Raw genomic sequence first — 19470 nt, 5'->3', positions numbered from 1 at the left:
AAAAGGGAGGAAGGAACTATGAAATACTTTGCTTGTTTTTTGTCTATGAAAGATGAGGAGAAGAGTCAGAAGTATCGCCCACAGCATTTAGATTTTCTTGAAACAATGAGGCAAGAAAAGAAAGTCTTAATGAATGGAAGGTTCACAGATGGAGCAGGTGGACTCGTCATATATCGTGCTAAAAGTTTAGATGAAGCAAAAGAGTTGGTTGAGCAAGATCCATATATAAAGTTAGGAGCACGTGAGTATGACATACATGAATGGGAGTTAGTTACAGACTACAACTTTGATTAAGGGGAGATTAACATGAAGATTGGTTTTATTGGTCTTGGAATCATGGGGAAACCGATGTGTAAGAATTTGATTAAAGCGGGTTATGAGGTAGTCGTTTCAAGTTCCAGAATTGAAACAAATGAGGAAATGAAAAAAGCTGGCGCAACAGTGGTTAGTACATATAAGGAATTAGCTTCTCAATCAGGTGTTGTTATAACCATGGTGCCTAATTCGCCAGAAGTAAAGGCCGTTATTGAGGAGATTAAAGAAGAACTTAAAAAAGGGTCGACTGTCGTCGATATGAGTTCAATCGCCCCGTTAGCTAGCCAAGAAGTTGCGAAAGTATTACAGGAGCGAGGAGTTGGTTTCTTAGATGCTCCAGTTAGTGGTGGAGAGCCTAAAGCCATTGAAGGTACCGTTTCTGTCATGGTTGGAGGCAATGAGGAAACGTTCACGAAATGTAAACCGATTTTGGAAGCTATGGCAGCTTCAGTGGTTCGAGTTGGAGACGTTGGAGCTGGAAATTCAACTAAACTAGCGAATCAAATCATTGTCGCATTAAATATCGCCGCTGTCTCAGAAGCGTTTGTTTTAGCTAAAAATATGGGAGTGGACCAAGAGCTTGTCCATCAAGCTATTCGTGGTGGGCTTGCTGGTAGCACGGTGTTAGATGCAAAGGGTCCCATGATGATTGAGCGTGACTTTAAGCCAGGTTTTAAGATTGATTTACACCTTAAAGATCTTAATAATGTACTTGAAACAGCTGATGAGTTGGGTGTATCTCTACCGTTAACACAATCCATGCAGGATGCACTGGAAACCTTATCAAACGAAGGGTTTGGGCAAGAAGACCACTCAGCTATACTAAGATATTTTGAAAACATGCATGCATAAAAAGTCCCTTCAACTCTTATATGGGTTGAAGGGACTTTTACGTTATGCAATCGACAATAGAAATCACATTTTAACTCCTCTCGTTCTAAAATATTAGTTCGAATTAGCGATGATTTTTGGCTTTGCGAGCTTGCTCTTGTTGTTTTTCGTATCGTCGATAGCGCTCTTTGTACATAACACTGTGTAACTGAGTGTCAAATAAATACATAATCTTTGGCCTCCTTTTGTTCTTTGTTCACTTATAGTTTACCCGTATTCATAGTCCGGCAAAACGTATTTAAGGTTGAAATCACATCCACCTCTGGTCGGATTTTGATATCAGACCATTAGGAAACCAAAGAAAAACGACCGACAAATGCCGGCCGTAATCTATGTTAAATACGGTTCGAGCACTGGTTTTAGCTTTCGTTTAACTTCTTTACCCCAGCCTTTCACCGCATCAGTTGTCGTTTGCTCCTCTTGAGCAATTTCTTTAATCTCTTTGCCTTGTATGATTCTCTTTTTAACATAAATCCATTGCTTCTCTGTCAAAGCATCACGTACCATGTCCCAAAATAATGGATCAAACCCCTCAATGTTGGCATCGAGCACAGCTTCTTCCTTGAAGAAATCACTAATGGTTTCATGTTCAATCAAACGGCTTTTCTTACGAATTAGATCGATGAGTCTACTGCGAATCGTGATGTATGTAATCTTCGGAAATGAATCTCGTCCGTGATATTTTTGATAAGACTCCCATAATGCGATTAACCCATGTTGGTAAAACTCCCCGTCTTTGTCTTGAATATTGAGCTTATGAATTAAGTGATAAATCATACCTTCATATTTAGAAAGGATTTCACTAAAATCTGTTGTCTGTTCCTGAACAATACCTCTCATACCCCCGCCTCCTCTTATAACCATAAGATAGAGTGTCAGCACACGGTTGTCATCTTTCTTTATAAGGAGAAAAATTGATCTTTATAGTAGAAAATTAAATTTTCTCGACGAAAATGAATAAAAAACGTCCAAAAAACGCGAGAAAAGTTAAAAATTGAAAACTAGTTTTCAAACATATAATCGAATGGAAAAATCAATTGTGTGAAAGAGTAGTTGGGATAGAGGGTGTATTAAAATTAAGCAAAAAGCTTGCTTTTTATTAGCTTCATTGATTACGATGGAAACTAGTTATTTTCATCAGGAGGAGTTTTTATGAGTCTAAAGATAGTTGGTATAAGTGGGAGTCATAGACAAGAATCGATTAATAAGAAATTACTAGATTTTGTATCAGAACAGATACCAAGTCATGTTGAATATGAGTATGTGGACTACTCAGATGTTCCTTTATTTAATCAGGACGAGGAAGAGCCTGTACCTGAGAGTGTGAAAGCCTTCAAACAAAAAGTAGAGTCAGCGGATATTCTTTTATTTTCAACACCTGAATACAATGGCTCGATTCCGGGTGTCTTAAAGAACGGCATTGATTGGCTGTCACGTCCTGCTGGTCAGAGTTCACTAAAAGGTAAAGTGGCAGGCGTCATGGGAGCAGCACCTGGACAAGGTGGAACTCTAAAAGCACAGCTGCATTTACGTGAAGTATTAAGCCACATGGACGTTGATGTACCAGGTCAACCACGCTTAATGTGCAGTTTTGCGGGTGATAAAATGAAAGATGGGCGTTTTAACCTTGAAGGAAAAGATCTAGAAACGACTCAAAATTTAATCAAACGTTTGATTGAAATGGCAGAGGCTTATAAAAAAGAAACCGTATCTGTTTAAATGTAAAAAGTCCAACCGCACAAGTGGCGGTTGGATTTTTATTTGTAGATCGTTAGATAAATTGTGTTTTGGGGTAGATAAAAGAGCGATTTTTACTCCGTCGACAAAATTCGCGGCTGATATATTGAAAAATGGGGTCGATAAATCCGGAATAGGGGTCGATAAAATAGTCTTTTTTATTGCGTCGAAAACTTCTCGGTCGATATTTCATATTTTGGGGTTGATCACTCTTAAAACAGGAAGCTCTCCTATTATGTACTCGCACCAATATAGGCGGTTGTGCATATGATGCTCCAAAAGGGGGACATCAATATGGAATTAACTTTAGCCCATTGGCTATATGCGTTAGTCACATTAGTCGTCATCTTGACGATGGTGTTTCGTAAAGGCGTTGTGCTCCCGACGCTTCTTGGAACATTTCTCGTCTCTTGGATTTACAAAGGTAGCTTAGTGACGGGTTTTACCGCCGTTTTTAATGCAAACTTAACGGCAGCCAAAGAGTTGTTTAGTATATTCTTAATCATCACATTCATGGTTGCGTTGTTACATTCATTAAAGGATCTTGGAGCAGACCAACAAATGATTGCACCTGTTCAGAGGATCATGACGAATGGACACGTCGCTTTTTTCGTATTAGTAGGAATCACATTTGTTATATCGTTATTCTTTTGGCCAACACCAGCTGTACCTTTAATCGGTGCGCTACTTATGCCAGCTGCAGTAAGAGTAGGGATGCCAATTATGGGAGCTGCCATGGTCATGGCACTCGCTGGGCAAGGAATGGCGCTAGCATCAGACTATGTCATTCAAGTCGCTCCAATGTTAAGTGCGACAGCTGCTGGAGTTGAGACTTCAGTCGTTGCAGACAAAGCACTCATTCTGTCATTAATTACGGGTGCTGTTGCGATTACGTTTGTCTACTTCATGATTCGCAAGGAAATTCGTAAACCAAACGACCCAGTCAATGCTGATAATGTTAAGAAGTTGCCGGGCCAAGAAGAGGCAGATGTTGTACCAAACAGTGAGAAATGGCAAAAGTTCTTTGCTGTTTTAGTACCTCTCTCAATGCTTGGGGTTATGGTTTTTATGGTTTACACCAAGTTTGAAGGTGGGCGTTCCGGTGGTTTTGAAGGTGGAGATGGAGCAGCATTAATCGGTGGAGTGGCTGTCATTTTACTAGCCTTCGCAACCTTGGCATACGGCAAGGTAAAAGCACTAGACCGAGTCAGTGAGCATATAGTTAGTGGCTTTGTATTTGCTTTTAAAGCAATGGGGCCCGTCATACCAATCGCAGGTTTCTTCTTCTTAGGAAGTAGTGATTTCGCTGGCAGTATTTTAAGTATGGGAGAAGCTGAACCGCCAGCATTCTTATTTGACTTAGTTCAAGCAGGGCAAAATGCGATCCCTGAAAGTGCCTTCTTAACAGCGTTTGGAATCCTCATCATAGGGATTATCACAGGCCTCGATGGTTCTGGATTCTCAGGCCTTCCATTAACAGGTGCTTTATCCGGAGCATTGGCTAATGGCGGACTCGATTCATCAACATTAGCCGCTATTGGTCAAATGGGTTCTATATGGACTGGTGGAGGAACGATTGTCGCTTGGTCATCGCTTGTTGCAGTCGCAGGTTTCTGTGGAGTATCTGCACTTGAATTAGCCAGGAAAAACTTCATACCAGTTATGTTGGGGCTAATCGTTTCAACGTTACTAGCTCTATGGATTTGGTAGATAACCATCTGAACTACCCGACTCGTTCGGGTAGTTTTATTTGTTTAAAAAATTTCAGAAATTCTAACCATAAAAATGATATGATAGATGTAATAAATTGGTTAGGTGATCAAATGGAAAAACATTTATTATGGCTTTGGATTGGAATGCTATTAGTCGTTTGGGGTGTTAGCTTAGGGGAATTATCTCAAGTTAATGCTTATCAATATTTGGGAAGTGCGAGCTTCTTTGCTATTATTTTTTTACTGCCGGCATTAAAAAATCATAAACATTTAACTGTAATCGGAATCATGACAGCATCAGTCATTACGACACTTGTTTTCTGGCAAGAGGTCAGTGCACTACATATCTTAACGTTTACATATCTATTAGGAGAGACAGTCTATCGTTTGAAAGGGCGGGCAGTTTATATAGCTGGAAGTTTAATAGCAGTTAACATCATTCTGTTATCGCCAATTTCGGTTACTTTTTCGATCATTTATGCCGTTTTTGCACTAGTTGTTTCGTTTATTAGTTATCAAAAACTGACTCAATTGAATGATGCGGACTCCAGGTACCAAGCCCTTTTGCATGAGTATCGAAAAATTAAACTTAAGTCAGCGACAGATGAAAAGTTTGCCCGACAAGAAGAACGCACACAAATTGGCCGTGAAATACATGATCGGGTTGGCCATAAGTTAACCAATTTACTTATGCAATTAGAGGTTACGCGTATGGAGTCAGTCGGTGATACTAAAACAAAAATTAACGAACTTAAAATGCTCGCAAAAGATAGCTTAGAAGAGACGAGAAGTGCTGTAAAGGCGATGGATCATGAAGATGTCGGCGGATTAACAGCTATTGTTAGGCTTATAAGAAAGCTAGAAGCTGAGAATTATATACGGATTCACTTTTCAGCAAAACATAAAGCATTTAGCTCTAATTTAACGGCGGAACAAGCTATCGTTGTCTACCGTTCGATTCAGGAAGCGTTAACGAATGTGATGAAACATAGCGCACAAAGGGAAGTGTCAATTCTATTCGAGTCGCCTGGTGAGAGTGTGTTTAAATTTGAGGTAAGTAACCCGGTTAATGAACAGGATAATTTTCAAGAAGGGTTTGGACTTAAGTCGATGCGTGAACGACTTTCAAGCGTAGGTGGAGAGTTAGACGTGCGAATCTACCAAAATCGTTTTCTATTACGTGGTACAGTACCATTGAAGAAAAAAGGGAGTGGAGTGAAATGGCCCGAATAGTCATTGCTGAGGATCAGTCACTTGTCGTTCAAGGTTTAAAAATGATGATTGAAACGGACAAAGACCTCCAAGTCACAGGTGAAGCTCGTAATGGAAAAGAGGTTATAGAGCTCTGTGAGAAACAATGGTTTGATTTGGCCCTACTTGATATTAGAATGCCTGTGATGGATGGGCTTGAAGCGGCAAAAATTATTCGTGAACGATGGCCTGACATGAAGGTGTTAATGCTTACAACTTTTAATGATGATGAATATGCTTTAGAGGCTTTAAGAATTGGTGCACATGGCTACATGTTAAAAGATGCCGATGCAGAATCGCTTATTCGTTCTATTAAAAGTTGTCTGAGTGGCGGGCTTCAGATTCAAGGTGAAGTGGCAGCAAAAGTCGTCCCTAGATTATTTGACCACAAAGAAGCGAAACCCAAATTACAGCATGAGTTAACCCCAAGAGAGACAGACATTTTAAAACGTATAGGTGAAGGTAAAAACAATAAAGAAATTGCTGAGGAGCTCGCTTTATCAGTAGGGACCGTTAAAAATAATATAAGCGTTTTGCTAGATAAATTGTATCTTAGAGATCGGACTCAATTGGCTATTTTTGCGATAAAAAATGACATCGTTTAATAAAGTGACTTAAGTCACGATGATTTGTGACTGGAGGCAGTGTTTACACTGTCTTCTTTTTTATATATTAAAGTTAAGCTGAATTATAGGGAGAGTGGAACATGTTAGAAACGGTGGATTTGAGAAAAGTATATAAACGTAATATTGCCGCAGATGATGTCAATCTTTATTTAGATAAAGGGGAGTCAGTAGGTCTTCTTGGACCTAATGGAGCTGGCAAATCGACAACAATATCAATGATTTCAACTTTACTTAAACCAACAGCTGGTGAAGTGAAGTGGCATGGTGAGAGTGTCATTAGGAACCCCTCGTTAATTCGTAACGTGCTAGGTGTGGTTCCCCAAGAAATTGCACTGTACGAAGAGTTGACAGCACGTGAAAACTTGAAGTTTTTCGGAAAAATATATGGCCTTAAAGGTAAACAGCTTGATCAAAAGATTGATGATGTACTGGAGATCGTGGGGTTAAAAGAACGGCAGAAGGAGTTAGTAAAAACCTATTCTGGGGGAATGAAAAGGCGAATTAATATAGCCGTCGCTCTCCTTCATGAACCGGACATTATTATGATGGATGAACCGACTGTCGGTATTGATCCACAATCACGTCATTATATTCTTGAAATGGTACGGAAGCTGAATGAGGAAAAGGGAATGACGGTTCTATATACAAGTCATTACATGGAGGAAGTCGAAAAGCTTTGCGATCGTATATATATTATGGACTACGGAAAAGTCATTGCAACGGGAACTAAAGATGAACTGACGAGTATTTTATCAAGTGAAGAAACGATTCTTATTGAACTTGATCGTGATGAACCTGAATTAGTAGAGAAACTGAAGAGTGTCGACGGAATCCTTCAAGTGATCGAACGAGAAAAAGCAATTAAATTAATTGTTCCTAAAGGATCACGAATGCTCGGAACTATCTTTCAACTAGCTGAACAACTAGAAGCTCAGATTAGTAGTATTAATGTTCAGGTGCCAACGTTAGAGGATGTTTTTTTACATTTAACTGGCCGAAACTTAAGGGACTAAGGGGAGAACGCTATGTGGAATTTTCTAAAAAAAGACATCCTTGTCTTGTTGCGAGATCGTACAGAATTGGCCGTTCTACTTTTAATGCCTCTGATTTTGACAGCTATTTTAGGGTTCGCGCTAGGAAGTGTCATGGGGGGGAGTACGGAATCGATTGAAGCCAAGATCGCCATTGTTCAAGAAGATCAAGTCGAAGAAGGTTCTGAACGATTTGTTAATGAGTTAGAGGGATTACCAACTCAAGCTATCGATGAGTTGTCAGAAGCGGCTCAAACATTTAACCCTACTTCCATTATTGAGAGCGCAATAATGGGGACTGATATTTACCAGATTAGTGATCTAAGCAAAGAAGAAGCGGAGACGGCTCTTAGTGATGAAGAAGTCGTTGCTATTCTGACCATACCAAAAGATTTTACGTACCAGACGTTAAATAAACTTTTACTAAATCAAGGTTCTGGTGGGGAATTAGTAATTAAATCAGGGGATCACAGTGCTTTTACGAGTACCATTTTTCAAGATGTGATTGAGTTAATTGTCGCTCAGCTCAATTTGACCTCTGCAGTTGAAAAAGTCGCAGCCGAAAGCGGTGTTTCCATTGAGTATGAAACTAGTTCAACGAAAATCGGTGGCACTGAAAATGTGACCGACCGCCCAACGATGTCAGCATTAAAGTATTATACATTTGCCATGGCTGTGATGTTTGCTTTGTATATCGCATCAACAATAGCCACAAAAGCCTTTAATGAAAATAGTAACCATACCTTTAGTCGAATTATTTTAGCAGGTAGAAGTCCTATAAAGTACTTATCTGGAAAAGGGATATCAAGTTCGATCTTGGTGATGATTCAGCTAGCAATATTATTAATGGTATCAGTTTTTGTATATCAATCTTTTAACTTTATATCGGTTGTGGATATGCTAGGAATCGCACTCATTACTTTTGTATTTGCGTTAAGTGTTGGAGCGATCGGAATATTACTAACATCCATAGTCATGAGTACAAATAGTGTTAATGTAGCAGGCTTTTTCTCGGGAGCCGTCGTTAGTGTCTTTGCCTTTTTAGGTGGTAGCTTTGTTCCGAAGACTCAACTTCCTGACATTATAAACTCCATAGGGAATTGGACACCTAATGGCCTTGCGTTAACGGCTTACTTACAGTGGTCGCAGGGGTTAGGGTTTGAATATATTGCGACACCACTGATCAAAATTTTCATTATATCTCTAGTGATAACGTTCATAAGTATTGTGATCTATCCGAGGAAGAGGGTGGTTTAGGTGAAAGCGATTTTTAAATTACAATGGCAACGGTTAAAAAGAGAACCACTCCTCACTGGATCAATGGTCTTGATGACGATTGTATTTATCATGGTCATGGGAGGGTTTAATGCGACAGGTCAAGTAACGGTACCTGTGTATTTTCAAAGTGATATAGATCATCCAGACAAGTGGGTTGAAGAGCTAAACGAATCGACGGAAGTATTCAAATTTGTTAAAACAAATGAAAATGCAGCTATTGAAGGCGTGGCCCTTGGTGAATATTACTACGCAGTAAAGCTCATGCCAGGAGACTACCGTATACTGATGATGGCAGAGAATAACCAATTGTATTCTCTCGATCAAGTGTTAAATCAATATATATCCAGTAAGAATTTACTGAGTGAAGTGGCCACGCAGGTTGAAGACCCTAAGCCCTTTGTTCAAAAGATAAACGAAGTTGAACCCATTTTAACGGTTAACAGAGTTATTGAAGGTGAAGAGGACTCGGATGGATATAATCAGCAACTCCAAACATTATTTGGAATGACATTGTTCTTTTCTTTATATACTATCATGTTTAGCTTAGGCAAAATTGCCCTTGAGAAACAAACTGGCACGATGAATCGTATCATTTTGTCACCTATTAAAAAGTGGCAAGTATATTTAGGCTATATGAGTTTTTCTTATTTGTTAGGATTTGTTCAAATTGTCTCAGTCATATTGTTGTTTAAGTATTTATTTGGTTTTGAAGTTGGAAATCACATGCCTGCAATCATTTTGACGGTTGCTTGCTTTGTCTTTGCCATCGTCTCGTTAGCCATGTTAGTGCTTGGCTTGGTTAAAAATTATCAACAACTAAATGCGGTCATCCCCATTGTGACCGTAAGTATGGCAATGATCGGTGGTGCATTTTGGCCGCTTGATATTGTAAGTAATCGTTTTATTTTAGCGATCGCAAAAATAGATCCTATAGCTTATGCCATGGAAGCCCTTCAATCCATCACGATGTTCGGTCATGGAATAACTGATATTTACGACTCACTTGCTATTTTAATTTTTATCGGGGTCTTGTGTATTGGTATCGGCATCAACTTAATGGAGAGAAGGTCTTAGGTTATGAATAAGCACGTTGGCTATGACATTTTATTTTATCTGGTAATACCTTTGCTTATCTGGAATTATGGTAGAGACTTAATGGGAGATTATTATGCCATTTTATTATCTACCATTCCAGGTTTTCTTTACACGATCTATCGATTTATTGAGCAAAGGCAAATTAATCTTACTGGAGTGTTTGTCATATCTACTTTACTGATTTCAACCATGGTGGATATTTTATCGCCAGATGCTGAAACAATGCTTTGGAATCAAGTTTATCTCGGTTATGCTTTCGCAAGTGTGTTCTTAATTTCGATGTTAATTAAAAAACCATTAGCACTGTATTTAGCAGTTGATTTTGCTTACTTACAAGGCTATAAACGTAAAAACAGTATGGAATTGTTTAAGACCAAGGGGATTTTCATATTATACCAGTTGTTAACAGCCATATTTTTCATTCGCGGGATCTTTCAAAGTTATTTTAAATCTTGGTTACTTCAAGTCTATGGAGTGGATGGTTATAGTCAGGTGTTGATCTATTTAAAAATAACAGGTTGGATCTTCGGAGGGATTATCACGGCAGGGTTCTTTTACATCGGTTATAAGATCAACAAATTTGTGGAACAGCAAAAAGAAATTGATAAAAGTACAGAAGTTCAAGCATAATACGCCAAGTTTCTATTCTAAGTAAAAAGTATATCTTAAGTATAAAGAAGACGAATGTTTGGAGTTAAATCACTCCTAACATTCGTCTATAATTTTAGCTACGTCAAAATGCTTCGCTTTCCGCATGCACGGCTTCAACTTCCCCAAACGCACTGTCGTTCGGGTATTAAGGATGTTCGGCTAATTTCGCAACATCCGTGTTGCAACGCCGAACTGACGCACATCCTGTGGCCCCTCAGCTCGTGCTGCTCTGCGACGTTCTGGACGAACTAGTGTCGGCGTTGGCCACAAATGCTGCTTGCGTTACTTCTTTGCTTAAGTTTGCGCCGAGTAATCGCAGGCGCAGGACGTGGCCGCCCTTAGCCGACCTGGAGTCTGCGCATTTTGACTACGCTACACTAATACTTAATATTCGTTTTCTGATAAGCAGCTTGCTATTATCTCAACCTCTTACTGCCTTTAATTTATTTTGCACGTAATCTAGCAATACGGTCGTCTAAATCAGGGTGAGAAGAGAATAGGTTCATTTTTGTTTTATTGTTAATTTTTAATGTTTGTACAGCATTGTCATCGTGCTGTGGGTCGCGTACACGATTGACTTGTTGTTTTAGTGATTCAAGTGCGTGAATCATTTTATCTTTACCAGCCAAATCAGCCCCACCGTTGTCTGCATGATACTCACGGTAACGAGAGTAAGCAAAGACGACGATTGAACCAAGAATTGAGAATAGTATCTGGAAAATGATAATCGCAGCAAAGTGTACGACAAATCTCATTTCTTCTCTAACAAAGCTAGATACGATACTTGCAACGACACGTGATAAGAAAACAACGAATGTGTTTACGACACCTTGAAGTAAGGTCATCGTAACCATATCGCCATTGGCAACGTGTGCAACTTCGTGTGCTAATACGCCTTCTACGGCATCATCATCCATCGAATCTAGTAATCCAGAAGAAACCGCTACAAGAGAACGTTTCTTAGATGGACCTGTTGCAAATGCGTTTACTTCACGTGAATTATAGATTCCGACTTCTGGCATATGCATAAGACCTGCTGCACGAGATAAGCGGTGCACACGATCTACTAAATCTTTTTCGCGTTGTGACATTGACTTACTAGGATCAATAACGCGCACGCCCATCATTTTCTTAGCCATCCAGCGTGACATAGCTAGTGAAATGAAGGCACCAGTGAAACCGACTACGATACTAAAAATCATTAAGGCTTCAAAATTTAATCCACCAACACCGTTAATTCCATTGATGCTACCAACGTCAAAGAATGATGTAATAATAGACCAAACGATTACGATGGTCGTCATGACTAGAATGTTTGTTAATAAAAAGTAAAATATTCGTTTGCCCAATCTATTTTCCCCCTGCTTGTTTGATGTAATTTTCAGTCTTTATTATACCACGAAACACCCCCTGATAAAATGAATTCGATGTGACATTGTAACGGGTCAACCTATTATAGGCATATGTTATATAGAATATGGTCAAGAAGGAGGAGAATGATGAATCCATATTATCGTAATCATTTTCAACCCAATCCGATGCCCCCTTTTTTTGATGGCCGCCAACAAGTAATCCAAGGTCAGGCGACTTGGACAGAGGGAGGACAAGTCACACAATGTAATATTCCTTGGTCTGATAACGAATATATGACAGTAGCCGTGAGCCCGAGAGCAGGCTTTCAATGTGGTCAGACGTTAAAGGTTCTAAATCCCCAGAACACACGCGAAATTTTGGTAGAGGTTGTAGATACAGTTCCCAATAACCCACCCAATCGTATTAATTTACACAAAAGAGCCTTTGAAGCATTAGGTGTAAATCCAGATGTAGGTGTCATCAATGTTGAGATTACTCCGTCACCTGAACTAGAAGAAGAGAAGTTTGGAAAGTATTTGGTTGAGTTAGTTCAAGTGGGTTACCCAGGGTATCAAGTTACAAACTATGATTTTGAGGGTAGTGAAGAAGTGTCTTCAAATCGCACACGAGAGACGTATCTGTATACTTTGGAATCTCCGAGAGAAACAATCCAAGTAAGAGGGTCTGTCGTCTATAATCCAAATACGAATCGTGTAATTTCTTTTGATCTAACTGAATTAGAGCAATGAGTAGAAGCCGCAGCAAAAACTGCGGCTTCGTTTTTAGTAAATAATGGAATGAAGTGATATAATATTCTGACAGAGGTGATTTCGGTGAAGCGTGCTTTAGTGATAGGCGGTTCTGGGATGTTGGCAAACGTTTGCCATTGGTTAGAGAATGAAGGATATGAGGTTTATGTTGTTGGACGTACTAAAAGCAAAATGGCTAATGCCTTGAAAAAAACGGAGCGGACCATCCCTTTATATACAGATTATCGTAACTTAAGTGACTTTAAGGTTAAAATCAATCAAACGTTTGATTGGTCATTAATTGTGGCTTGGATTCATAATGTGCCGGAAAAGCCAATGGACGTATTATTAGATGCGTTATCGAAACAAGAGTTAACTTGCGAACTTTATCATGTTTTAGGGAGTAGTTCTAATTTAGAGGACATAAGAAGAGTGATTAAGACTCCCAATAATTGTACATATCATCAAGTTCAACTTGGTTTTAAGTTGGAAAAAGAATACTCTAGGTGGCTTACGAATCGAGAAATTTCAGATGGGGTTATTGAGGCTATAACTCATAAGAAAACAACTTATATTGTGGGGCAGTTAGAACCATGGAATAAAAGACCTTAATATAGGGGGAAGTTATGAAGCGTGTCATTTTAATAGGTTCACCGGGTTCAGGGAAGTCAACGATGTCTAGGAAACTAGCTCAAATACTAAATCTTGAACTGTATCATTTGGACAACTTGTTTTGGAGTCCGGGTTGGATTATGGCATCTAAAGAAGAACAAATAAGCATCACAAAGGACCTTATTCAAAAAGAAGAATGGATGATTGATGGGAACTATAATGGCACGTTGGAACTAAGGTTGGAACGTGCTGATTTTGTTGTGTTCTTTGATCTTCCAAGGTGGTTATGTATGGTAAGGATTTTTAAGAGAATGATTCAGTATCGTAATCAAAAGCGTCCTGATTTTAATGCTGGTACTGAGAAATTCAATTGGGAATTTGTCAAGTACGTATGGGATTTTCGAAAATCTAATCGTCCGTCAATCTATGAAAAACTTAAACAGTATCCTAAAAAAGAAATTATTATTCTTAAGATTAGGCGAGAGGTAGCAGCTTTTATGAAACAAATCAGCCAAGAAAAACATAACTATCAAGCGAGTTAAGGAGGGGTGAGTTATGATTTTGGATGTTAGATTAGAAGAAGCGGGTTATCATCAAAACGAGCCTGTTATTAAAGACATTCATTTTACGATCAATGAAGGCGAATTGATTGGTTTAATCGGTCCGAACGGGGCTGGTAAAAGCACGACCATTAAATCAATTCTAAATAGCATTGATTATATTCAAGGTAACGTGCAGTTTCAGAATAACGAGATGACCTACGCATACATCCCTGAACAACCTGTTTACTATGACGAGTTGACATTACTTGAGCATATTCAGTTTACGGCCTCTATTTGTGAACTTACCGAGCGTGAGATGAACGAGCGAGTTACGCCTTTATTAAAAATCTTTAGGCTAGAGGAGGTCATTCATGAATATCCTATAACCTTTTCCAAAGGGATGCAGCAGAAATTAATGATGGTCTTAGCATTTTTAACAAAGCCTAATCTATATATCATCGATGAACCGTTTATTGGGCTAGATCCTAAAGCGATGAAAGATTTTCTCCGTATGTTAGAAGAAAAACGGAAAAGCGGAGCTGCGGTCCTTATGTCTACCCACATGTTAGATACAGCTGAACGGATTTGTGATCGATTTGTGCTTATCATGAATGGGCAGGTAATGGTTCAAGGTACATTAGATGATATACATGAAGAGTCGAATATGAAGGCAGCGACGTTACTTGATAGCTTTGAATTATTGATGGAGAGGTCAATGTCATGACTGGGTTTGAGTTGTTTCAAAAAAGGTTAAATCAACATTATAGGTTTTATAAAAGATTAAAGACGGTCACGGTCGATTGGACGGTTTGGGTATATATAATTATTCCTTTCTTTATCGTGGGGGCTAGTGTTTATATCGACCTTTGGAATGAGGTTCCCACATGGCCGAAACTCCTTACGATTAATCATCTGTTAATGTTTTTTGTTCTTTACATATTTACAAGTCAGTATTATTCATTCTTGTACCCTGCAGATGTTTTATACTTATGGCAGAAGAGACGGCTGATTCAAACATTAAGTAAAATGAGTATTGTTTACATGGCATTGGTTCAATTGTTAAAAATGAGTCTCTTTCTAGCTATTTTATCTCCGCTAGTTATAAAATATCTTGGTTTAAGTTTACAAGCATTCTTTGAATTGTCAGTGTTAGTTTATCTATTATTGATTATAATGGTAATCTTAAAGCGCAAGGCAAAAGTTGGGTTATCAAAATGGAAATTTAGATTTACTTTTTTTACACTAATCTCAATCACATATATGATGCTTTATATAAACTTATGGTTGAATTTTTGGATTGTGTTAGGGTTTGTGTCTAGTGTTATGGTTAGCTTGTTCATCATAATGATAAGTAAATGCAAAAACCTTGAACGTGAAATTTCTCTAGATGTTGATCAACGAAATAAAGTGTCTCAACTAGTATTAATGCAGGCTGCGCATATTGGTGCACCTGATTGGATGACACAATCTAATAGTCTATCATCAAGTAGACCATGGATTTATCGAAAATCCCAAAAAATATACCCTGGTTATACCCCGGAAAATGCATACCAAGAGCTAATCATAAAGACGTTTTTAAGACGTAGAAATTGGATGTTCATGTATCTGCAGTTTACATTTGTCGGTGTTGGATTGCTAATATTATTTCCAAGTTGGTATAAGGTACTTATTTATTTTATACTCATTTTCATCATTGTACAGCTTGCGAGGTCTTATTGGAATCAGATTATGTCGGCTCAATTTTTAGACCTGTTCAAATGGAGAGTAGTGAATCTATCAAATGTGTCACAAAAAATGTTTAAACTTTTTTTGTTGCCAAGCTTTTTAATCCTAAGTCTTATATTAGGGTATACATTGTTTTCGTTTATGGGAATCATTGTAATGATTGTGGTGGGTTTAGCTCTCACTAGGATAACTGCCAATCTCCTCAGTCAGAAGGTTATAATAGAGTTAGAACGTTAGAGAAGTGGAGGACACTATGGATATTATTATTTGGATTTTGATTATAGCCTTTTTTATTCTTAGTTTTATAGGGATTTTGTTTCCGATTATCCCTTCTGTACTCGTTTTATGGCTAGGCTTTTTAGCTTATCATTTCTTTATTGATAGTGGTGAACTAGGCTGGGTTTTCTACACCGCTATGATTATCTTTACGATTATTTTAATTGGTGCTGATGTCATTGCTAATAGTTATTTTGTTAAGAAATTTGGAGGTTCCAAACGTGGTGAACAGGTAGCGGCTATTGCGGTTATTGTTGGGTCATTTATCATTCCTCCATTTGGTATATTGGTCGTTCCATTTATCGCAGTGTTTGTAACAGAATTGATTCAAAAACGAACAGCAAGTGAGGCAGTTAGAGCTTCAATAGGGTCATTTATTGGTTTTCTAAGTGGCTCGATTGCTAAAGTCGTCATTCAGTTAGTTATGATTGTATGGTTTTTTGCTACAGTAGCATTTTAGTATTGAAAAAAAGGGTATGGTATTGGTAAGAGGTGAAAACGTTGAATGCTTACCAAGTCGTCTCCTTTATTCTCATAGGAATGATTGTATTTGCTATAGATAAAAAGAAAGAATACTTCCCTGTACCAATCATTTTGTTGCTAGCAGGAATAGGTTTATCTTTAACTCCTTTTTATGACAACGTTGTACTGACCGAGAAAATGATCTTACATTGGTTTTTACCTGCTTTATTATTCATAACAGCATACGAATTTTCTTTAAAAGACTTTAAGAAGTATTACAAGACTTTTGTTTCTTTAAGTACAATAGGGATGCTGTTAATGGCTTTTCTGTTTGCATTACTGATTTATGCCATAATTGGCCCCACATTATCTATAGGATTTTTAGGCGCATTATTAATCGCTTCTATTTTAACGCCAACTGACCCAGTATCAGTTGTTAACATATTAAAGACGTCCACAAATAAAGAAGAGTTAGCAGATGTAGTAGAAGGTGAATCGTTATTTAATGATGGGACGAGTGTTGTTTTATTTACAGTAGTTGCAGGTTTATATTCAAATCAACAAGGATTTCAAATAGGATCTTTCATACAAGAGTTCTTACTCGTGTCTATTGGTGGGATACTTATAGGGCTAATCTTTGGTTTTATATTTAGCAAGGTTATTTTTTGGCTTAATCATAGAGAGTATCAAGTTATGGTAAGTATCGTTTTAGCTTATGGGAGTTTTCTTATAGCAGAACATTTTGGTGTATCTGGTGTGTTAGCGACTGTTACATCAGGTTTGATGTTGTCGTTTGAATTAGAGAAAACAAATAAAAATAACACAAGAAATTATTTGAAAGGTTTTTGGGAAAACTTAAATCCAGTCATATTATCTGTTTTGATAATAGTTATGGGGTTAGAAACGAGAGATTTACTTAACGTTAATGAGTGGTGGGCTATGCTAGTCATTTTCATGCTATCAATTCTAGCTAGAGAAGTAGTTCTTTTTATTATGTATCAAATCATTCCTAACTTTCGCCATCATTTTAAACGTAAAGATCTCCATATTATGACGTGGTCAGGAATTAAAGGGACTATGTCAGTGGCCTTGCTTCTAATGTTTAAAGATCAGTATTCAAATGAGGCAGATATTTTTCTATCTCTTTCAATAGGTGTTATTATTTTATCAATGGTCATACAAAGTCTGACGATTTATCCACTATCCAAAAGGATTTAATCATATATGAAACTTGATGGAATGTTATTTCGTCTTAATTAGTAAAACCACTGAAGGGTGTACGGTATGAAGAAAATTATCTTATTAATGTTAACAGTGTCATTGTTGGTTTTAGTTGCTTGTTCTGACGATAATGAGGGGGCACCAATTGAAGATAAGGTTGTTGGAACATGGAACGGTGCGATCGAAGTGGAAGAGGACCCACTTAATATTGTTATTGAGTTAGACAATGAGGAAGAATTCACCGGAAATATCAGTATCCCTATCCAAGGTTTAAATGAATTCCCACTTACAAATTTGAAATTTGATGGTGAGGAGATTCATTTTGAAATGGGTCTTCCTGGACAAGAGGTTGCGTTTGACGGTGAACTTAAAAATGAAGAACAAATAGAAGGGACGTATACTCAGGACGGAGAGGAGTATCCGTTTTATTTAGAACGTGGTCAATTGGCTGGACAAACGGGTGATAGGGCACAACCTGATCATATGTTGAGTGTTGAAACGGATCATGGTGAGTTAAAAGGCGAGCTATTATTACCTGAAGAGGAAGGACCTTACCCAATTGCTCTTATTATTCCAGGGTCAGGGCCAACTGATCGTGACGGTAACACGACGACTTTACCAGGTAAAAATAATAGCCTCAAAATGGTCGCTGAATCACTTGCTGAAAATGGAATTGCTTCTATTCGTTATAGTAAGCGTGGTGCAGGTGAAAATCAGGAAGCCATCATCCCTGAAAACGAACTGCGATTTGAAGATTTTGTCAATGATGCTAAAGCATGGTTGCATAAGATTCATCGAGATGAACGTTTTACAAAAGTGAGTGTTATTGGTCATAGTCAAGGTTCTTTAGTAGGTATGCTAGCCATGCAGGAAGCTGGTGCTGATTACTTTGTTTCACTAGCTGGGGCTGGGAAGTCGATTGATGAGGTCATGATTGATCAATTAACGGATCAGCTAAATGAAGAACAATTCAATGAAGCCAAATCCGTGCTAGACCAATTAAAGCAAGGCGAGACGGTTGAGGATGTAAGTACAGAACTCCAAAGCCTGCTTGCACCAGAGCTTCAACCATTCTTGATTTCATGGATGCAATATGATCCGACTGAAGAGATTCGAGAGATCAGTAAACCTATTTTAATCGTACAAGGAACGAATGATTTACAAATAGCTGAATCAAACGCAAATAACTTAGCTAATGCCAACTTAGATGCAGAGAAATTAATTATTGAAGACATGAATCACGTATTGAAAGATGCGCCTGAAGACAGAATGAGTAATTTTGACACTTACACTAACCCAGAGTTGCCTTTATCAGGAGGGTTAATGGATGGAATTTTAGATTTCTTAAGTGATGAGAAGTAAAAAGAGAGCTTGCCTGATGACTTGGGCAAGCTTTTTGCTGCTTTTGGGTTCATTTCCCTGTAAATCAGAAAAGTTCCTTATAAAATTAAAAAGTTCCCCATAAACTCAGATTTTTCCTCATAAATGGGTTTAACTTAACAATTCTTTTAACACTTGCGCATGGTTGTATTTTTCATCTTTTGTCGCATATAGCAGTGTCACTTTTCCTTCCGATGACAAGTCCTTCAATTGATTCAACGCTTCTTTTTGTTCATCGTCCTCTTTTAGTTCTTTCTTATACTTCTTTTTAAACTCATCAAATTTATCGGGATCGTGGTTGAACCATTTTCTTAAGTCGGAGCTAGGTGCGACTTCTTTCAACCATTTATCAAGCTGTGCTTGTTCTTTAGAGACCCCTCTTGGCCATACCCGATCAATTAACACACGTTTTCCGTCATTATGATTTGCATCATCATAGATGCGTTTTAAATGAATGGACATTCTTGATCACCTCTTATTAAAACTATGACCGTTATTTATAAAGCGTAAACGAGAATTCTATCAATTTTTGCGAATAAATTCGCAATTTACAAAATCTTAAT

21 protein-coding genes are annotated in these 19470 nt (G+C 38.1%); 18 read left to right on the top strand and 3 right to left on the bottom strand.

The genetic code is table 11. The annotated features are described in order from the left end of the window. Window positions 1–18: 18 nt before the first annotated feature. Window positions 19–294, top strand: coding sequence for a YciI family protein (locus ACTWQB_RS03845; RefSeq protein ID WP_443137859.1), 276 nt, complete (start codon window positions 19–21; stop codon window positions 292–294). Window positions 295–306: 12 nt separating this feature from the next. Beyond that, window positions 307–1167, top strand: coding sequence for a 2-hydroxy-3-oxopropionate reductase (gene garR / locus ACTWQB_RS03840; protein ID WP_443137858.1), 861 nt, complete (start codon window positions 307–309; stop codon window positions 1165–1167). Window positions 1168–1536: 369 nt separating this feature from the next. Here the strand turns inward: garR and ACTWQB_RS03835 are convergent, their stop codons facing one another. Further along, a complete protein-coding gene (locus ACTWQB_RS03835; RefSeq protein WP_443137857.1) occupies window positions 1537–2046 on the bottom strand; it encodes a sigma-70 family RNA polymerase sigma factor in 510 nt (169 codons plus the stop codon). Between the two features lie 312 nt (window positions 2047–2358). On the opposite strand from ACTWQB_RS03835, the gene ACTWQB_RS03830 reads away from it, so the two are divergent. The 8 genes from ACTWQB_RS03830 to ACTWQB_RS03795 all read left to right on the top strand — a co-directional run bounded on the left by ACTWQB_RS03830 (window position 2359) and on the right by ACTWQB_RS03795 (window position 10566). Next, on the top strand, window positions 2359–2925 hold the full coding sequence (locus tag ACTWQB_RS03830; protein WP_443137856.1) for an NADPH-dependent FMN reductase: 567 nt from the start codon (window positions 2359–2361) through the stop codon (window positions 2923–2925). Between the two features lie 312 nt (window positions 2926–3237). Then, window positions 3238–4653, top strand: coding sequence for a hypothetical protein (locus ACTWQB_RS03825; protein WP_443137855.1), 1416 nt, complete (start codon window positions 3238–3240; stop codon window positions 4651–4653). Window positions 4654–4733: 80 nt separating this feature from the next. Next, complete coding sequence (locus tag ACTWQB_RS03820) at window positions 4734–5888, top strand: sensor histidine kinase (RefSeq protein WP_443137854.1); 1155 nt, start codon at window positions 4734–4736, stop codon at window positions 5886–5888. Continuing rightward, on the top strand, window positions 5876–6511 hold the full coding sequence (locus ACTWQB_RS03815; protein WP_443137853.1) for a response regulator transcription factor: 636 nt from the start codon (window positions 5876–5878) through the stop codon (window positions 6509–6511). Before ACTWQB_RS03820 ends, ACTWQB_RS03815 begins: the two co-directional genes overlap by 13 nt. Window positions 6512–6612: 101 nt before the next feature. Then, window positions 6613–7545, top strand: coding sequence for an ABC transporter ATP-binding protein (locus ACTWQB_RS03810; protein WP_443137852.1), 933 nt, complete (start codon window positions 6613–6615; stop codon window positions 7543–7545). 12 nt (window positions 7546–7557) lie between these two features. Continuing rightward, window positions 7558–8820: an ABC transporter permease gene (locus ACTWQB_RS03805; protein ID WP_443137851.1), complete on the top strand. Its 1263-nt coding sequence runs from the start codon at window positions 7558–7560 to the stop codon at window positions 8818–8820. Further along, window positions 8821–9915: an ABC transporter permease gene (locus tag ACTWQB_RS03800; protein WP_443137850.1), complete on the top strand. Its 1095-nt coding sequence runs from the start codon at window positions 8821–8823 to the stop codon at window positions 9913–9915. A 3-nt stretch (window positions 9916–9918) separates the two neighbouring features. Continuing rightward, window positions 9919–10566: a VC0807 family protein gene (locus ACTWQB_RS03795; RefSeq protein WP_443137849.1), complete on the top strand. Its 648-nt coding sequence runs from the start codon at window positions 9919–9921 to the stop codon at window positions 10564–10566. Between the two features lie 464 nt (window positions 10567–11030). Here ACTWQB_RS03795 and htpX read toward each other — a convergent pair whose 3' ends face one another. Next, a complete protein-coding gene (htpX, locus tag ACTWQB_RS03790) occupies window positions 11031–11936 on the bottom strand; it encodes a protease HtpX (protein ID WP_443137848.1) in 906 nt (301 codons plus the stop codon). 150 nt (window positions 11937–12086) lie between these two features. Here htpX and ACTWQB_RS03785 point away from each other — a divergent pair, with 150 nt between their 5' ends. The 8 genes from ACTWQB_RS03785 to ACTWQB_RS03750 all read left to right on the top strand — a co-directional run bounded on the left by ACTWQB_RS03785 (window position 12087) and on the right by ACTWQB_RS03750 (window position 18889). After that, the gene (locus tag ACTWQB_RS03785; RefSeq protein ID WP_443137847.1) at window positions 12087–12689 is read left to right on the top strand and encodes a DUF3889 domain-containing protein; all 603 of its coding nucleotides are present in this window, start codon (window positions 12087–12089) and stop codon (window positions 12687–12689) included. Between the two features lie 84 nt (window positions 12690–12773). After that, a complete protein-coding gene (locus ACTWQB_RS03780) occupies window positions 12774–13301 on the top strand; it encodes a short-chain dehydrogenase (protein WP_443137846.1) in 528 nt (175 codons plus the stop codon). A 14-nt stretch (window positions 13302–13315) separates the two neighbouring features. Continuing rightward, on the top strand, window positions 13316–13843 hold the full coding sequence (locus tag ACTWQB_RS03775; protein WP_443137845.1) for a DNA topology modulation protein: 528 nt from the start codon (window positions 13316–13318) through the stop codon (window positions 13841–13843). A gap of 13 nt (window positions 13844–13856) precedes the next feature. Continuing rightward, window positions 13857–14567, top strand: coding sequence for an ABC transporter ATP-binding protein (locus ACTWQB_RS03770; protein ID WP_443137844.1), 711 nt, complete (start codon window positions 13857–13859; stop codon window positions 14565–14567). Continuing rightward, window positions 14564–15805 carry an ABC transporter permease gene (locus ACTWQB_RS03765; protein WP_443137843.1) on the top strand — a complete coding sequence of 414 codons (1242 nt, stop codon included), beginning with the start codon at window positions 14564–14566 and terminating at the stop codon, window positions 15803–15805. Before ACTWQB_RS03770 ends, ACTWQB_RS03765 begins: the two co-directional genes overlap by 4 nt. A 16-nt stretch (window positions 15806–15821) precedes the next feature. Further along, window positions 15822–16304, top strand: a complete 483-nt coding sequence (locus tag ACTWQB_RS03760; protein WP_443137842.1) for a DUF456 domain-containing protein — start codon at window positions 15822–15824, stop codon at window positions 16302–16304. A 41-nt stretch (window positions 16305–16345) separates the two neighbouring features. Beyond that, the gene (locus ACTWQB_RS03755) at window positions 16346–17524 is read left to right on the top strand and encodes a cation:proton antiporter (protein WP_443137841.1); all 1179 of its coding nucleotides are present in this window, start codon (window positions 16346–16348) and stop codon (window positions 17522–17524) included. Between the two features lie 66 nt (window positions 17525–17590). Beyond that, window positions 17591–18889 carry an alpha/beta hydrolase gene (locus ACTWQB_RS03750; RefSeq protein ID WP_443137840.1) on the top strand — a complete coding sequence of 433 codons (1299 nt, stop codon included), beginning with the start codon at window positions 17591–17593 and terminating at the stop codon, window positions 18887–18889. Between the two features lie 129 nt (window positions 18890–19018). Here ACTWQB_RS03750 and ACTWQB_RS03745 read toward each other — a convergent pair whose 3' ends face one another. After that, a complete protein-coding gene (locus ACTWQB_RS03745) occupies window positions 19019–19369 on the bottom strand; it encodes a DUF488 domain-containing protein (RefSeq protein WP_443137839.1) in 351 nt (116 codons plus the stop codon). Window positions 19370–19470: the final 101 nt, after the last annotated feature.

Origin of the sequence: Piscibacillus sp. B03 (assembly GCF_052246295.1) — a bacterium.
Taxonomy (GTDB): domain Bacteria; phylum Bacillota; class Bacilli; order Bacillales; family Alkalibacillaceae; genus Piscibacillus.
Note: the sequence above shows the minus strand (reverse complement) of the source record. Positions and strands in the feature narration are given on the sequence as shown.

Coding starts and splice junctions, on each gene's coding strand:
- ACTWQB_RS03845 (WP_443137859.1), top strand. CDS start 19: ATGAAATACTTTGCTTGTTTTTTGTCTATGAAAGATGAGGAGAAGAGT.
- garR (WP_443137858.1), top strand. CDS start 307: ATGAAGATTGGTTTTATTGGTCTTGGAATCATGGGGAAACCGATGTGT.
- ACTWQB_RS03835 (WP_443137857.1), bottom strand. CDS start 2,046: ATGAGAGGTATTGTTCAGGAACAGACAACAGATTTTAGTGAAATCCTT.
- ACTWQB_RS03830 (WP_443137856.1), top strand. CDS start 2,359: ATGAGTCTAAAGATAGTTGGTATAAGTGGGAGTCATAGACAAGAATCG.
- ACTWQB_RS03825 (WP_443137855.1), top strand. CDS start 3,238: ATGGAATTAACTTTAGCCCATTGGCTATATGCGTTAGTCACATTAGTC.
- ACTWQB_RS03820 (WP_443137854.1), top strand. CDS start 4,734: ATGATAGATGTAATAAATTGGTTAGGTGATCAAATGGAAAAACATTTA.
- ACTWQB_RS03815 (WP_443137853.1), top strand. CDS start 5,876: ATGGCCCGAATAGTCATTGCTGAGGATCAGTCACTTGTCGTTCAAGGT.
- ACTWQB_RS03810 (WP_443137852.1), top strand. CDS start 6,613: ATGTTAGAAACGGTGGATTTGAGAAAAGTATATAAACGTAATATTGCC.
- ACTWQB_RS03805 (WP_443137851.1), top strand. CDS start 7,558: ATGTGGAATTTTCTAAAAAAAGACATCCTTGTCTTGTTGCGAGATCGT.
- ACTWQB_RS03795 (WP_443137849.1), top strand. CDS start 9,919: ATGAATAAGCACGTTGGCTATGACATTTTATTTTATCTGGTAATACCT.
- ACTWQB_RS03785 (WP_443137847.1), top strand. CDS start 12,087: ATGAATCCATATTATCGTAATCATTTTCAACCCAATCCGATGCCCCCT.
- ACTWQB_RS03775 (WP_443137845.1), top strand. CDS start 13,316: ATGAAGCGTGTCATTTTAATAGGTTCACCGGGTTCAGGGAAGTCAACG.
- ACTWQB_RS03770 (WP_443137844.1), top strand. CDS start 13,857: ATGATTTTGGATGTTAGATTAGAAGAAGCGGGTTATCATCAAAACGAG.
- ACTWQB_RS03765 (WP_443137843.1), top strand. CDS start 14,564: ATGACTGGGTTTGAGTTGTTTCAAAAAAGGTTAAATCAACATTATAGG.
- ACTWQB_RS03760 (WP_443137842.1), top strand. CDS start 15,822: ATGGATATTATTATTTGGATTTTGATTATAGCCTTTTTTATTCTTAGT.
- ACTWQB_RS03750 (WP_443137840.1), top strand. CDS start 17,591: ATGAAGAAAATTATCTTATTAATGTTAACAGTGTCATTGTTGGTTTTA.
- ACTWQB_RS03745 (WP_443137839.1), bottom strand. CDS start 19,369: ATGTCCATTCATTTAAAACGCATCTATGATGATGCAAATCATAATGAC.